Origin of the sequence: Martelella alba (genome assembly GCF_005217455.1) — a bacterium.
Taxonomy (GTDB): Bacteria; Pseudomonadota; Gammaproteobacteria; order Enterobacterales; family Enterobacteriaceae; genus Acerihabitans.
In genome coordinates, this window is sequence record NZ_SZPQ01000040.1 from 26,147 (window position 1) to 41,070 (window position 14,924).

Consider the following 14,924-nt stretch of genomic DNA (forward strand, 5'->3'; position numbering starts at 1 on the left):
TCGTTATTCGTGTTCCACCAGCAGCGCTTCCAGCAAGTCCAGATCGTGCAATAATTTGAGAAGCGTTTCGTTGCTGATCTTTTGCTGGGCGCGCAAGTGGTAATATTCACCTCGCTCGGCGCGTAAGGCGTTCAAGCGCATGCGCCGCTCTAAATTCTCTATAAGCAGCGCATTACCCAGCCCGTTGTTTCCATCAATGCGCCGGCGCAGATTCCCCATCACCCTGGCGCTGACTTCACCGATGATCTGGTCGTCAATATTTTCATGCGGGTCGCTCGCCAGGCGTTCCTGCATCTTCCTGAGGCTTTCAATGGCCACTTCGGCGGCGGCGGCGCGCGCCATCCGTTCCTCCTTGCGATGCAACGCCTTGTCGGCCACCACGATGCCGCGCAGCAGCAACGGTAAAGCAATCACACCGCAAATGAGGGAAAACAGAATCACGCCGGCGGCGATGAACACCAACTGGTAACGGGCCGGGAAGGCGGAGCCGTCAGTGAGAAACAGGGGAATGGACAAAACGCCGGCCAGGGTAATGGCGCCGCGCACGCCGGCAAACGAGGCAATAAGAATTTCCCGCATGCTGTAGTCGCCGAAAACCATCGGTCTTTTATGCAAAAAGCGCTGGCTGAGTTTTTTCATTAATATCAGCCAGCCAAAACGCACCGCGATAAGGGCCGCGTATATCACCAGGATATCGGTAAACAGCATCCAGGTTTCGATGGTGGGGTCCAACTCGGCCTGGGTAATGGAGGTTTCCAGAATTTCCGGCAATTGCAGGCCGAGCATAATGAATACCATACCATTGAACACGAATTCCAGCATGGCCCAGACACTGTTGGCGCGCAGCCGCATAGTGAGCGGCGCATGGCGGATAATGCCTGACTGGCCGATGGTCATCCCGGAAGCCACCGACGCCAGAATCCCCGAAACGCCCAGGTGTTCCGCGATAAGATAGGCGGCGAAGGGCAGTAATAGCAATAGTACGGTTTGAGTGGCGGGGTCATCGCCGCTCCACCGATTGATAAGCCGAAGGGACTTACTGTAGATCCAGGTCACGCCGATGCCGGCCAACAACCCGCCGGCGGCAATTTTTACGAATTCCAGCGTCGCGCCGCCTACCGTAAATACCATGGTGCCCATGGCCACCGCGATGGAAAATTTCAATGACACCAGGCCGGAAGCATCGTTCATCAGAGCTTCCCCCTGTAAGATATCCATCAGCTTTTTAGGAATTCGGCCCTCGCCGACGATACCGGCCAGCGCCACCGCGTCCGTGGGCGACAAAACCGCCGCCAGCGCCAGCGCCGCCACCAGCGGGATACCCGGCACCATCCAGTAGATGAGGTAGCCCACCCCCACCACGGTAATCAACACCAGCACCAGGGCCAACGCCACAATTTCCCCGCCATGCCGCAGGAACTCCCTGGCGGGAGTTTTCCAGCCATCGGAAAACAGCAAGGGCGGGATGAACATCACCAAAAACAATTCAGGGTTGAAATCCACATGTAAACCGAAACGCGGCCAGGCGAGCAAGGCGCCCAAGACTATCTGCATCAGCGGTAACGGAATCTGGAACGGGAGGATACGGGTAATGACGCCCGATAACGAGACAATCAGGGTTAGCAGCAGGATGGTAAAAAATATTTCCATGCTTTCCTTAGTGGGTATGCGTCCGGCGACGTTTTGCGAACCGGGCTGGAGAAAGTCAGGGCGAAAACGCGAGTCTCATTAGCATATAGGGCCGCCGGCACGATGCAAGCGGCGAAGGGAATTTTATGCTGGCGCGCAGCGGCTATCGCGATAGCGAGGGGACGGCGATACCGTTCCCGACGGACTTTCGGGGCGAGACGCGGAGCCACGCCAGACCCGGTCCGATCGCCGTCGGACAGCCACCCCGCGCGAGGCTCTTGGGCGGCGCCTGTGAACGCCTCCCATGACCGGCCTTATTCGCCCTTCCGACATCCGTATCGACGAAGCCGTGTCTTGACCGTTTGCCAAGCGTATCCTTGCCGGCGAACCAGCCGCACGCAGGGGGCTGCTTTTGCAGAATGACAGAAATCGCTCGATTTTGATTTCAGGTAAGAACCTGAAAAAATGAAGCCGGGGAAATCCATTTCGTTACATGACTTCCTGGCCCGCGTTCGCCGCTACGGGTACGGGCGCCGCCGGAGCCGACACGGAACGACATGCGTCAGATAGCCCAGCCGCCGGCATAAAAAAGCACCAGCGCCACGGCGATAACCACCGTCCCCGCATTGAGCCGGCGCCATTCGCCGGCAAAGATCCGACCTATCACCAACGTGCCGAATCCCAGCATGATCCCGGTGACGATATTGCACGTCAGCACAATAAAGGTGGCGCAAAGCAGCCCGGACATGGCATCGACAAAATCGGTGAAATCCAGTTTGGCGACGTTGCTGAGCATCAGCAACCCCACATACATCAGCGCCGGCGCGGTGGCATAGGCCGGTACCAGATATGACAAAGGCGAAAGAAACAGCATTGCCAAAAACAACACGCCAACCACCGTGGCGGTCAATCCGGTTTTACCTCCCGCGGCGGTACCGGCGGCGGATTCGATATAAACAGCGGCGGGCGACGCGCCCACCAGCGAGGAAAAGATACTGCTCAATGAATCCGCGGTCAGCGCCTTGCCGCCATGGATAATTTGCCCCTCTTTGTCCAGCAGGTCGGCTTGTCCCGCCACCGCCCGGATGGTGCCGGTCGCGTCAAAGACCGCCGTCATAACCAACGCCAGCACGCTAGGCAAGACCGCTGTTTGCAACGCGCCCTTGAGATCCAGATCCAGAATCAGCGAATGGCCCTGGGCGTCGGACAACGTCGGCAGGGCGAACAGCCCGCGATAGCTCACGTGCGGGTCGAAAATCAGGCCCAACAGAGAAATGGCGATAATGACCAGCAGAATGCCTCCCGGCACCCGCAGCTTTTCCAGGCCGAAAATGGCCGCCAGCCCGACCAGCGACATGACGACCGGGAAGGAGGCGAAGTCGCCCAGGGCCACCGGCAACCCGTCGAGGGGGTTCTTTACCACCAGGCCGATACCGTTGGCGGCGATAATCAGCAAGAACAGGCCGATACCGATGCCCGTCCCGTGGGCGACGCCCATCGGCAGATTATGCAAAATCCAGGAACGAATACCCGTGGCGGAGATCAGGGTAAAAAGAATACCCATAAGGAAAATCGCCCCCAGCGCCACGGGGACGCTGATATGCTGGCCCAGCACCAGACTGAAGGCGGTAAAGGCGGTCAGGGAGATGGCGCAGCCGATGGCCATAGGCAGATTAGCCCATAACCCCATCAGTAAGGAGCCGAACGCCGCCACCAGACAGGTGGCGACGAAGACCGCCGCCGGCGGAAAACCGGCCTTGCCAAGCATGCCGGGAACCACGATGACCGAATAAACCATTGCCAAAAACGTCGTCAGGCCCGCCAGAATTTCCTGTCGAACGGTGCTGCCGCGCGCGGATATCCGAAACCAGCGATCGAGCGATGAAAGTGACCGGGCCTGGGAATCGGCCGATTGGATGGAGCTGGACATAACAAATCCCCTAAAACCAAACGTCATCGTTATTTTGGTACGGTCTTGCGACCGTCTTGGAAGATACTCTCCCGCGGCCGGTTTTTTCGCCAGCGAAACGGACGATGCGCGGCGGGCTCATGGAATACCGGCGCCGGGAAAGCGAGGACGGGGATTATCCTGCGATGGGAAGGAGAAAGCCAACGCAATGATGCATTAAATACCGCTCTTTTGACGCAGATGGGGTGAAAGGCGTTGTGACCGTTTTCCTTCCCACGCCTTGGCTCGCTAATCGGCCGGGGGAAAAATCGCCGGCGCGGGCCGGCGAACAGAGTAATCGTACACCGCCCCGGCTTCAGTTGGAGCGATAATGGGATGACGGATAATACCCTTAGAAATCCACCGTCATGGACAGCTTCAATGACCGCGGATCGCCCTGGGTTAAATAACCGTCGCCGGCCGAAGCCCAATAGCGTTCATTGGTGACATTTTCAACATTGGCACGCCACACGATATTATGCCGCGGCAACTGCATATCATAACGCACGCCAAGGTCAAGGCGGGTCCAACCCTTAACTTTCAAGTCGTTTGCCTGATCAGCATACTGCGAACCAGTGCGAATAACCCTGCCGGTGGCCGTCACGCCGGACAAGCCGGGGATATCATATTCTCCGCCAAAAACCAGCTGATAACGGGGTACGCCGATGGCATCGTTGCCATCATAGGCGCCGTCCTGGGTTTTGGTCAGTTCCGGATCCATCCAGGCCGCGCTGGCGTTTAACCTTACACCGTAAAGCGGTTCGCCAAACACGTTCAATTCGACGCCGCGATTGCGCTCCTCGCCATAATTACCATATTCATACTGCGCTTCCTCGTCGACGGTGCCGAGGTAATGATAGGAAGCCACCGGTTTTTTGATTTCGAACACCGCCAGCGTACCGGCGATACGGCCGAAATCCGCTTTTACGCCGACTTCATTTTGTTTTGATGTCTCAATGCCTGTCACCTGCCCGCCGTTGACGACAGTACCGCCGGCATAAGAGGTACCGGCGGTTTCGCCGGATTGAAGCGCCTCAATGTGGTTAGCGTAAAACGAGATATGGTCCCAAGGTTTGACAACCAGGCCGAACGCCGGCGTCACTTTCATTTGTTCGAATTTGGCGGATTGCGCGCCGTCATAGTCGTAATTGGTGACATTTACCGATTGGCGACGAAGTCCGGCGATAAACTGCAACCTATCATCGAGCACGGATAACGTATCGGCCAAAGAGACGCCACTATTATAAGTGCGGCTGGTGACACGCGGGTCGCCCATATGTCCGCCGGTGTAAGCCACATCATCGGGTTCCGGCACATAAACCGGATCGTAGATATTGGTGGCAATGCTGCTGGAAGACATGGCGTAGGACGTGCGCGTCCGGGTATAGATGCTGGAATAGCCCAGATTGATGCTGTGCCGGACAAAGCCGGTGTCGAATTTGCCGCGGATCCCCGCCTGACTGGAGAAGCTATCGGAGAAATACGGCACCCGCATTTGTCCCATGGTGGCATCGCCATCGTCGTCATACACGGTGGGGGAGGAATAGGATCCATACTCATGGGTATGGTTGCCGCCGATGGCGCCATACACCGTCCAGTCATTGGCAATATCATATTCGCCGCGCAGCGCGCCGAACTGGCTTTCGGTATTGGTAAACGCCCATTTCTGGCCGTAATTGGTGGTGGCCGACGGCGCTTTCAGAATACTGTCCATCCCGCTGGTGTAAACCACGGATCGCGCGCCGTGGATGGTTTGTTTCTCCGCGCCGGCGTCCAGCGAGGCCCGGAAACGGTCGCCACGGTAATCCAGGCCAATGGACCCCAGTGTGAGCCGGCGTTTTTGATTATCGACGGCGGTCTCGCCTTCCCTATGCACGCCGTTGACGCGCACCCCCCATTGATTGTTATCGCCAAAGCGGCGCGCGATATCAAAAGAACCGCCCACCTGCGATTTCGATGTGTAATCCAGGGATACCCGATTTAAAGGCGTATCGCCGGCGCGTTTCGGTTCGATATTGACTGTCCCGCCGACCCCGGTACCGCCCGGGGGAACCCCATTCAGGAAGGCGCTGGCGCCTTTAAGAATTTCAACCCGTTCCGCCAAATCGGTGGAAACGAATTGACGCGGCAATACCCCGTATAGCCCGCCGAACGAGATGTCTTCACTGTATAATTCGAAGCCGCGGATTTTGAAAATCTCCTCGGTGTTGCCGTAACCGTAGCCGGTTTGTACCGACGCGTCATTACGTAACACATCCGTGACCGAACGGGTCTGCTGATCCTGCATCGCCTTGGCCGTATAACCGACGATATTGAAAGGCACATTCAGCGCGTTTTGTTCCCCCAACAGGCCAAGACGACCGCCATTGGCGATCGGGCCGTCCAGGAATGCCGGTACCAATTGATCGCCGCCGGGACGGAATGTCGCCTCCGGCGAGGCCACCACGGTCAGGGTTTCCCCTTGGGCTTGAACGGTCTTGGCGGAATCGGTTTTGACGGCGGAGGAAGAATCGGAGGAGGTCGCGGTGGTCGTTGCGGCGTCGGCCGCTATCGCCGGCAATAAGGCGCCGGCGCACCAGGCGCCGATGAACAGCGCCAACAAGCGTGGAGACGCCGCCGGCAGACCGGAAGTTGAAAGAACGATACGCATGGATAAACCTTCAAAACAATAATGAGAATGATTCTTATAGGAAGAATGATTATGCAGCAGTTCTCATCATTTGCAAGAAAATGTTTGCGTGACTAATCGAACCGATGGCTTAAATTGCCCCTCCTCGGCAGGCCCCGTTTCAAGCCGCCTGCCGCCGCAGCAGGTAGATAAAATAAGGCGCGCCAAAAAACGTCGCCAATAAACCAGCGGGTATTTGGTAAGGATAAATCACCATACGGCCGCACCAGTCCGCCGCGATCATGAGCATGGCCCCGATCAGGCAGGCGGCCCATGTCTGCGGCATAGCCCGGCGAAACCCCAGCAATCGCGCCATATGAGGGGCCATCAAACCGACAAAGCTCAGCGGTCCCACATTCAGGGTGGCCGTGGCGATAAGCCCCGCCGCCAATAACAAAATCGCCATGCGGGCCGGTTTAAGCGCCACGCCCAGCGCCTGAGCCGTTGCGCCGCCCAGCGGCAACATGGTCAACCAGCGGCGCAAAACCGGGACCAGGGCCAGCAGGACAATAGCGATGCCGACGGTGGTCAACGCCTGTTCGCCCTGTACTTTGTAGGTGGATCCGGATAACCAGGTCAAAAGGGATGACATGCGCGGATCGCCGCTGACCAGGAGAATCGTCAACACAGTGGAAAACAGCGTACTCAAAGCGATGCCCACCAGCAACAGACGACCGCTGGCGAAACCGCCGCGCTGCGACAAGATCAGGATCAGCAATAAGGTGGCGGCCGCCCCCAGTACGCCCGCAGGCAATAGCCAGCCGTAGGCGTCATCCGGCACCAAAAACAATGGCAGCACAATACCCAATGCGGCACCGGAGCTGATCCCCAGGACCTCGGGGCTGGCCATCGGGTTGCCGGTCATTTTCTGGATCAGGGTTCCCGCAGCCGCCAGCATAGCGCCGGCGATACCGGCCGCCAGTACGCGCGGCCAGCGAAATTGCCACATTTCCATCAACGACAGATACCAGCCGGCGCTATCCTTGCCGACAGTCAGCGCCAGACCCGACAGAATAAACAACGCCGCGCATCCCGCCAATGCGCCGTACCAGGACCCGTGTCGTTCCCGCCCACGCGACAGGGTCTCCTCCATCCGACTGACGCGATTATCCCGCAATCTGGGCAACAGCCAGAGCAGCAAGGGCGCGCCCAACAGAGCCGTCGCGGCGCCGGTGGGAATTTCCAGCCAGTGGCGGGCCAGCAGGATCATACTCTGATCGCTTAACAACAATAACAGCGCGCCCAAAACACAAGATAACGCCAATCGCGGTAATAGCCGCCGCGCGCCTAGCATTCGCGCCAATAGCGGCGCAAACAAACCGATGAAACCGATAATACCGGCGGCGGTCACCAGATAGGCGCTCAGCGCGATGGCGATGGCCAGACCGCCAAGCCGGGCCGCGATCAGGCCCAAACCGAGATGACGGGCCACGCCGTCATCCAGTCCCAGCAGCGTTAACGGCCGCAACATTAGCAGTACCGCGAGCAATCCCACCGCCAGACGGGGCCATAAAAAACGGACACTATTCCAATCCTGCTGATTGAGCATGCCGCTACTCCAAAGAAAAATACTCTGAAGCTGTTCATAGTTGAACAATGCCAGCAGACTGCGGGCCGCGCCGCAGTAGAGGCCCAATACCAGTCCGGCCAGTATCAGCGTCACCGGCGAAAGCCGTCGGCCCCAGGATACGCCGAAGACCAGGCCGCCTATGGCTAATGCGCCTATCATGGTCGCCAATTGGCGGCCGGCTTCGCCGCCGGGCACACCCCATAAAGTGGCGACGGTTAGCCCAAGTTGCGCGCCCGCCGAGACCCCAAGCGTGGTCGGTTCGGCCAGGGGATTACGCAAAATTTGCTGGAACAGCAGTCCCGCCAGGCCCAGGCCAGCACCCACCAATAGCGCCAATACGGCGCGTGGCAACAGACTATAGTGAAACAGCAGTTGCGGAATATTGTCGACCTGGGGCTGCCGAATGGCCTGCCGCCAAAGGCGCATTGGCAGTTGTTCAGTCATATTCCAGCCGGTCAATAGCAACGCCGCCAAGACCAGGACGGCAATGAATGATGCGCAAAGCCAGAGGTTACGATTCACGCGTCGGCTCCAAATAGGCTTCCAGGTGCCGGCAAAAACGCATGGCGGCGAGGGTGGCGCCGTAGAACCAAATGGCCGGCACAACCCGCCATTGTTTCTCGCGTACAAACGGCAAGATCCGCCAAAGGGGGGAATGGACGGCCTCATTAAGCGGATCCCGCTCGCCACGGTGAAAACAAAACGCCCGTACGTCCCGCATTTGCGCCAGTCGTTCGATACCCACCACTGTACTGCCCCAGGAGTTAACTTCGCCTTGCCAGGCGTTTTCAACGCCGACCTCGTCCATCACCTCTTGCAATAGGCTGCGTTTGCCGATCACCAGAACATGTCCGCTGTCGATAAAAGAAAAGAGCAACAACGGCTTGCCGGGCGTTTTGCTTAAACGTTGCCGAGTCTGCGCCACCTGTCGGTCCACCTCGTGTAAATGTCGTTTTGCCCGGTCGGCCAGACCCAGGTAGTCGCCCAACGTCAGCACATCCCGCCGGGCCTGGGTGAACGGCAATCCTTGCGGGTTGCCAAAGGGAAACGATAACGCGGGCGCCAGCATATTCATGGTGCCGGGGTCGGGGCCGTATCCCCTGGACAGCAGGATAAGCGAAGGGTGCAATCGTTTGATCGCCTCAAGGTTGGGTTCGTTGCGCAACCCCACGTCCACCACCGATGGGGCCAGAACCGGCTCCTCCACCCATCGGCGATAGTTGGGTATGTCGGCCACAGCCAGCGGCATGACGCCCAACGCCAGGAGCAATTCCGCCGGCCGCCATTCCAGGGCAATGATACGGTTTATGTCAGGAGGCCGGGCGGCGTCCGCCAGCTTCCAACGGCACCAGGGCGCAAGCAGCAGCCCCTTGATCAGGTTCCGGCGATACACATCATGAGTGCACATAAATTAAAATATAAATAGTTATCATTGCGATTTTTATGGCCTATTATGCGCATTCGGAGAATGACTGCAAGCCAGCAGTCCGTTAGCCGTTTTTCTCCTGGAATAAATCAAGCGAGGAGAGACATGAAATCTGTCGAGGGCTACAATGCTCCAGCCGCCAAAATAACCGAGGATTTTTTGCTGGCGCCGCCCGTCGGAACAGAAGTCCACAGCGCGGCATTGTTATGCAGCCCGGATACGGCGTTGCCGCTACTGGCGCCTCTCATGGCGTTATATCAAGGCGAAGATCGCGCCGCGGTGGTTTCCATGTGGTCGCAATGGTACTTCGCGTTATTATTGGCTCCCTGGATCCGGGTGAACATGCTGTATAACTGGCAGTTACCCATCCTCCCCAGGGATATCGGCTTTACCTTGAGCAAAGACGCGGTGCCGGAACAGTTTATCCTGGCGCATGCCGGCCGGCCCGCGCCGTGCGAAAACGGCCAGGTGCGCTTTGCGGAATTGTTGACAATCCACCTGTCGCCGGTTTGCCAAACTTTCGCGACGCTGTCTGGCATCAAGCCCGGTCTGTTCTGGAATAACGCCGGCATTCGCCTTGCCCACGGCTTGAGCATGGCCCGCGAAGCGGGCGCGGATACCGCGTCGGCCGACGGTTTTTTGCAAACGCACACCCTTTCCGACGGTTCGGTAAACCCTGTCTATCGGCCGATGCGGGTCATTTCATCCCCGTCCGGCCCGCCGACCATCATCCGCCGTCGCTGTTGCCTGCGTTATAAAATTTCCGGCTTGGAATATTGCCCGAGCTGCCCGCTACTTGAAGCGGACAGACGCAAGGCCGAACGAAGCCGCTGACGCTGGCGCCAACATTCCGGCCCCGTGAATCGTCACGCTACAGTAAGGTACCGCCCGACGCTTCAATGCGCTGGCCATTTATCCACTGGCTTGCGTCGGCGAGCAGTGCCGCCGCCGCCCCGCCGATATCATCCGGCAAACCCGCCCGCCCCAACGCGGTGATAGAGGCTATTTGCTGATTCAGCGCCTTGTTGTCGCGAACCATGCCATCACTGAAATCGGTTTCTATTGCCCCGGGCGCCAGCGTGTTAACGCTGATGCGGCGCTCACCAAGTTCTTTGGCCAAATAACGGGTGAACACCTCTATGCCGCCCTTCATAATGGCGTATGCCGACGATCCCGGGAAAGTGAAACGGGCTAATCCGGAGGAAATATTGAGAATCCGGCCTTGATCGGCGATCAGTGGCAACAGCGTTTGCGTGAGGAAATAAGGCCCTTTGAGATGTACGTTGTACATTAAGTCGAATTGTTCCATGGTGGTCTGCGCGAAAGGGGCGTGCAAACCGACCCCGGCATTGTTTGCCAGGTAATCAAACTGATCGCGCTGAAAATCATGGGCAAGTGTCCGCCCCAACTTGACGGCGAACTCGGCGAAGCCGGCGCTATCGCCCACATCCAGTTGCAGCATGGCCGCCTTGCCGCCTTCCCGCATGATATCGTCGGCAAGGGATCGGGCTTCATCCGCCCGATGCCGATAGGTGCCAATAATATCAACGCCCTGCCGGACCAAATGCCGCGCCATGCTTTTGCCCAGTCCACGGCTGGCGCCGGTGATCACTGCAATTTTATGACTCATCGCCACACCTCTCGTAATTCGTTTCAGGATGAATAGATACCTTAATCAGCTTATTGGCCGATCACGCATAGATAAATCACTGTAAATCGGAAATACTGTCCGGTATGAGCGAACAATTGAGGTTTTCTTGATGGTCGATAAACTCGAATTGCTGCGAAGTTTTGTGCGGGTAAGCGAATTGTCCAGTTTCACACGAGCCGGTGAAAGTCTTAGTCTGCCGAAATCCACCGTTTCCGAGCATGTCCAATCGCTGGAAGCGCTGGTCGGCGCGCGGCTGCTGCATCGCACCACGCGCCGGGTACGGGCAACACAAGACGGTATTGCGCTATATGAGCGCTGCAAGGACTTGCTGGCCAATATGGATGAATTGGAAGGCATGTTCCGTCAGGACGGACGGGTTCTGTCAGGAAAATTGCGCGTCGATATGCCGGCGAGTATCGCCCGGATGCAGGTCCTACCCCGTCTTGGCGAATTTTTACGGCGCTATCCCCATGTGCAGATTGAAATCAGCTGTACCGATCGCCGAGTGGACATGGTCCGAGAAGGGTTCGACTGCGTGCTGAGGGTGGGTGAGTTGGCCGACGCGTCGCATGTGGCTCGCCGGCTGGGCCACCTGCCGATGGTAAACTGCGCCAGTCCGGCCTATCTGGCAGCCTACGGCACGCCGCGTACCCTTGATGAGCTGGACGGGCATTATCTGGTGCACTATGTCCCGGTATTGGGCACCCGCGCCGAAGGATTTGCCTATTGGCATCAGGGCAAAGCCTACAATAAGGAAATGCCCGCCATGGTGGCCGTGAACAACGTCGATGCCTATGAGGCCGCCTGCCTCGGCGGCCTGGGAATTATCCAGGCGCCGATGCTCGGCAATAGACACTTTATTGATGGCGGCCAGTTGGTGCCGATTCTGGAGGACTACCTACCTTCCCCCATGGAAGTTTCGCTGATTTACGCCCACCGCCGCTACCTGCCGCAACGTACCCGAGTCTTTATGGACTGGCTGGCGGAAATATTGCAACCCAGCCTTATGACAGGATGATCCGAAAGCATAAAGTTTTTAGTAAAAATAACTTTTATCACGACTAAAAACTTTACTTTCCTCCCCTAGCGATTGTAGCCCCCCCTGAAAACAGGGCCAGGCTCAACTTATATTTCAACGTGCTCAGGATTTGCCATGTACAGAAGGAACATCAGGGTCTGTCAAAAAGAGAGCCTTCGCGCGGAACAAAGATCTTCTCATACAACCGGGTCGCGTCCTCGTCCGTCATGCCTGAAGCATAGTCGCGAGCCTGTCCACCACTTTGTGTAAATGCCTTTTCTCAGAAGTGACCGTCCAAGCGGTCACCGAACTCGATAATAAAGCGGCTCATTGCCATACGCCAGTCCCGCAATGGCATCGTCCATTTCTGTGAGGCTGCCTGGATTGCCAGCCACACCACCTTCCTCACTGAATCGTCCGTCAGGAACACCTTGCGTTTTTTGATCGCATGCCGGATCACGCTGTTCAGCGACTCGATGGCGTTCGTTATGTAAATGACTTTGCGGATGTCTGCTGGGTAAGCGAAGAACGTTGCCAGATTAGCCCAGTTTGCCTGCCAATTTCGGCTTATCCGTGGATAGCGGCTGTTCCAGGCACTGGCGAACGCTTCCTGCGCCTGCAAGCCTGCTTCTTCTGTGGGGGCTTGGTAGATGGCTTTCAGGTCGCGGACGACTTCCCTTATAGTCCTTCCGGGAGACGAACCGCCGGACGTCAGCCCCTTTTCAGGTCGGTAAAAAAAACCGTATATCAGTCATTACAACCGATCATTCGCTTCTTCCGGCGTCCCGTTCCCGCACAACCATGGCTCACTCTCACGAGATCGCTACCTTGCGGAGTTGCACGGGGTTACCACGTTCCGTTCCTGTGACTCAGGGTGACAGGTCCCCCGTTAACACCGGCGATACCACACTCACGATGCCCTATCTGTGAGGGAACATACCTGATCGCTTGCCCTTTTCGAGGTTCAAACCCGTTACCGGGTAAGGATAAGTCAGGCTTGCAATAGGCACTCCACCAGCCTATGATTAACTCAATAAATCAATCTAACCACTTGATTTACAGAGTAAAATGGCGAATCTAGAACGGTTCTAATTACCTGATAGTGGAAAAAAAACAAAAAATATAATAATTTCATATTGTTATATGATATTTTATTAACTATGTGAAGTTTATAGTAAAAAATAGCCTTTATTACGACTAAAAACTTTACTTTCCTCTCTTGGTTGTTGCTCACCGCAATCATTCCAATTTTCTGGAATTAGTCTAAAAGAGAATCAGAGCAACTCTTTGCCTATTGGCAGCCTGAAGTCAACTCTGTTGTGAAGATTAACCTCAGAAATGCCCTCAATAAGATTTTCAAGGGAATATTTAACCAGTTCCGCTGGGCCAATAATGATACAGCCATTTTTGACTTCAATATCAATAGCATCGCCGATACTGAAGCCAACTTTTTCCATAATTGCTTCTGGTATTTTGAATACCGGGCTATCTCCGCATTTCTCAATAATTATCTGGATCATTAGAGCTCCCCCGCTAGTACCATCATACATCATTTCTATAACTATGATTATATATCAACAAGTTACATTACATTATTTCAAACCATTTAGTAAGTATCATTGCACTAATCAGTATTAGTAAAAATAATTCAACTATCTTTTATTAATAGATAATTGATACATCCCGCTACAGCACATCGTCCGCATCAAATAGTATCTAATTGATTAGAAATGATTTTAAGTTAAAACAGATGAAAAAAGTCAGATGTGCTGTAGTGGGAAAATGATTTTTAATGGAGTGGCTTGCAGTGCCGAAACCTCCTGTTCGATCACCATTTAACAAATGAAAATTTACACAAACTTACAGAAAGACTCAAAAATTTGTATATATAGCGCAGTTGAGGTTAGGATAAGCAAAGCTTCCCGCCTCCGGGTTGCTACTTACCAAAAATACCAAAGCGGGGTGCTACCCCCGCTTTTTTTGTAACTGACACTTATTCAGTAACCGTGACTTTCTGGCCCAGTGACGCGCAGTATGCTGAGTTAGCAATAGAGCCTATGCTATCCCAAAAAAAGCCATAGAACCCGACAATACTGATAAGGATTGAGCCCCCCTGAAAACAGGGCCAGTGCCAACTTCTAATTCATCATGCTCACGGTTTTGCCATGTGCAGGGGGAACATCAGAGTCTGTCAAAGATTGATCCTTTGCGCGGAACAAAGATTTTCTCATACATCCGGGTCGCGTACTCGTCCGTCATACCTGAAACATAGTCGCTAATGACCCGCATTTTTTTATCGTCAGCTTTTTCAGCTTCTCTATATTTCTTGCACGTCTCTGCCGGGAGAAAACGTGTGGGGTCGCTTGCCAGCACATTGAACAGCTCTACAATCAACTTCTGGCCTTTGAACTCCAGTAGCTGAACGTTTTCGTGCCGGATAACCTTGTCCTCAACCAGACTGAAAATGGCCTCACGTAAGGCTTCGACTTCAGCAGGTAGTGCCACTTTATAGCGAAGCATTCCGCACTTGAAATCAGGATGCTGCACCTGAAGCGTGACACTTGTGATCATCAGATGAACCAGCGTTCCGATGCATTCCTTGCGAAGGTAGCTTCTGCCGAACAGCTTATCGGCTACGTCTTCAGCGGTCAGGTCAAACGAGCTACGTTGACATGCTTCAAACAGATGCGACTTGTCACTGAAGTAGTCCATCCACATGCTTTTGTCGATCATTCTCAGTGAGATCGCGTCCTCAAGATCATGGAGTGAGTAGGATATCTCATCCGCTAAGTCCATAATCGTTGTGTCCAGCGCTTTATATTTCGTTTTCCTGTGCTCAACCGGCTCGGTGGTCTTTCTTCCGGATCTGAATAACAGCGCATCATCATGATCAAAAGGTTGGAGTGCGAAGCTGACAGTATCCGCTTCGGAGTCCAGATTGAACCGCCCCGGTTTTCCGGGAGAGTATTTTAGTTGGGAACTCAGGCTGCCAGATCCTTATTCCCGATGGAAGC

The 14,924-nt window shown here is 55.4% G+C and carries 10 protein-coding genes and 1 pseudogene; 2 read left to right on the forward strand and 9 right to left on the reverse strand.

Translation table 11 applies throughout. The annotated features are described in order from the left end of the window. Positions 1–3: 3 nt before the first annotated feature. The 5 genes from FCN80_RS20825 to fhuD all read right to left on the reverse strand — a co-directional run bounded on the left by FCN80_RS20825 (position 4) and on the right by fhuD (position 9,223). Complete coding sequence (locus FCN80_RS20825; protein WP_136992271.1) at positions 4–1,650, reverse strand: Na+/H+ antiporter; 1,647 nt, start codon at positions 1,648–1,650, stop codon at positions 4–6. Between the two features lie 541 nt (positions 1,651–2,191). After that, positions 2,192–3,559, reverse strand: a complete 1,368-nt coding sequence (locus tag FCN80_RS20830) for an NCS2 family permease (protein ID WP_136992272.1) — start codon at positions 3,557–3,559, stop codon at positions 2,192–2,194. A 370-nt stretch (positions 3,560–3,929) separates the two neighbouring features. Beyond that, positions 3,930–6,227 carry a TonB-dependent receptor gene (locus FCN80_RS20835; RefSeq protein ID WP_230492830.1) on the reverse strand — a complete coding sequence of 766 codons (2,298 nt, stop codon included), beginning with the start codon at positions 6,225–6,227 and terminating at the stop codon, positions 3,930–3,932. 139 nt (positions 6,228–6,366) lie between these two features. After that, the gene (fhuB, locus tag FCN80_RS20840; protein ID WP_230492831.1) at positions 6,367–8,337 is read right to left on the reverse strand and encodes a Fe(3+)-hydroxamate ABC transporter permease FhuB; all 1,971 of its coding nucleotides are present in this window, start codon (positions 8,335–8,337) and stop codon (positions 6,367–6,369) included. Next, positions 8,327–9,223: a Fe(3+)-hydroxamate ABC transporter substrate-binding protein FhuD gene (gene fhuD / locus FCN80_RS20845; RefSeq protein WP_230492832.1), complete on the reverse strand. Its 897-nt coding sequence runs from the start codon at positions 9,221–9,223 to the stop codon at positions 8,327–8,329. The genes fhuB and fhuD overlap by 11 nt, the downstream gene beginning before the upstream one ends. A 123-nt stretch (positions 9,224–9,346) precedes the next feature. Here fhuD and fhuF point away from each other — a divergent pair, with 123 nt between their 5' ends. Next, complete coding sequence (fhuF, locus tag FCN80_RS20850; RefSeq protein WP_170975477.1) at positions 9,347–10,075, forward strand: siderophore-iron reductase FhuF; 729 nt, start codon at positions 9,347–9,349, stop codon at positions 10,073–10,075. Positions 10,076–10,112: 37 nt separating this feature from the next. Here the strand turns inward: fhuF and FCN80_RS20855 are convergent, their stop codons facing one another. Then, complete coding sequence (locus FCN80_RS20855; protein ID WP_136992275.1) at positions 10,113–10,871, reverse strand: SDR family NAD(P)-dependent oxidoreductase; 759 nt, start codon at positions 10,869–10,871, stop codon at positions 10,113–10,115. A 130-nt stretch (positions 10,872–11,001) separates the two neighbouring features. Here FCN80_RS20855 and FCN80_RS20860 point away from each other — a divergent pair, with 130 nt between their 5' ends. After that, positions 11,002–11,910, forward strand: coding sequence for a LysR family transcriptional regulator (locus FCN80_RS20860; RefSeq protein WP_136992276.1), 909 nt, complete (start codon positions 11,002–11,004; stop codon positions 11,908–11,910). Positions 11,911–12,190: 280 nt separating this feature from the next. Here the strand turns inward: FCN80_RS20860 and FCN80_RS20865 are convergent. From FCN80_RS20865 to FCN80_RS20875, 3 genes and pseudogenes are all read right to left on the reverse strand, one after another. Beyond that, positions 12,191–12,614, reverse strand: a pseudogene (locus FCN80_RS20865) (transposase); the annotation flags it as partial. A gap of 570 nt (positions 12,615–13,184) precedes the next feature. Next, on the reverse strand, positions 13,185–13,430 hold the full coding sequence (locus FCN80_RS20870; protein ID WP_001548021.1) for an AbrB/MazE/SpoVT family DNA-binding domain-containing protein: 246 nt from the start codon (positions 13,428–13,430) through the stop codon (positions 13,185–13,187). 661 nt (positions 13,431–14,091) lie between these two features. Further along, complete coding sequence (locus FCN80_RS20875; protein WP_230492833.1) at positions 14,092–14,706, reverse strand: hypothetical protein; 615 nt, start codon at positions 14,704–14,706, stop codon at positions 14,092–14,094. Between the last annotated feature and the right edge of the window lie 218 nt (positions 14,707–14,924).

Coding starts and splice junctions, on each gene's coding strand:
- FCN80_RS20825 (WP_136992271.1), bottom strand. CDS start 1,650: ATGGAAATATTTTTTACCATCCTGCTGCTAACCCTGATTGTCTCGTTA.
- FCN80_RS20830 (WP_136992272.1), bottom strand. CDS start 3,559: ATGTCCAGCTCCATCCAATCGGCCGATTCCCAGGCCCGGTCACTTTCA.
- FCN80_RS20835 (WP_230492830.1), bottom strand. CDS start 6,227: ATGCGTATCGTTCTTTCAACTTCCGGTCTGCCGGCGGCGTCTCCACGC.
- fhuD (WP_230492832.1), bottom strand. CDS start 9,223: ATGTGCACTCATGATGTGTATCGCCGGAACCTGATCAAGGGGCTGCTG.
- fhuF (WP_170975477.1), top strand. CDS start 9,347: ATGAAATCTGTCGAGGGCTACAATGCTCCAGCCGCCAAAATAACCGAG.
- FCN80_RS20855 (WP_136992275.1), bottom strand. CDS start 10,871: ATGAGTCATAAAATTGCAGTGATCACCGGCGCCAGCCGTGGACTGGGC.
- FCN80_RS20860 (WP_136992276.1), top strand. CDS start 11,002: ATGGTCGATAAACTCGAATTGCTGCGAAGTTTTGTGCGGGTAAGCGAA.
- FCN80_RS20870 (WP_001548021.1), bottom strand. CDS start 13,430: ATGATCCAGATAATTATTGAGAAATGCGGAGATAGCCCGGTATTCAAA.
- FCN80_RS20875 (WP_230492833.1), bottom strand. CDS start 14,706: ATGGACTTAGCGGATGAGATATCCTACTCACTCCATGATCTTGAGGAC.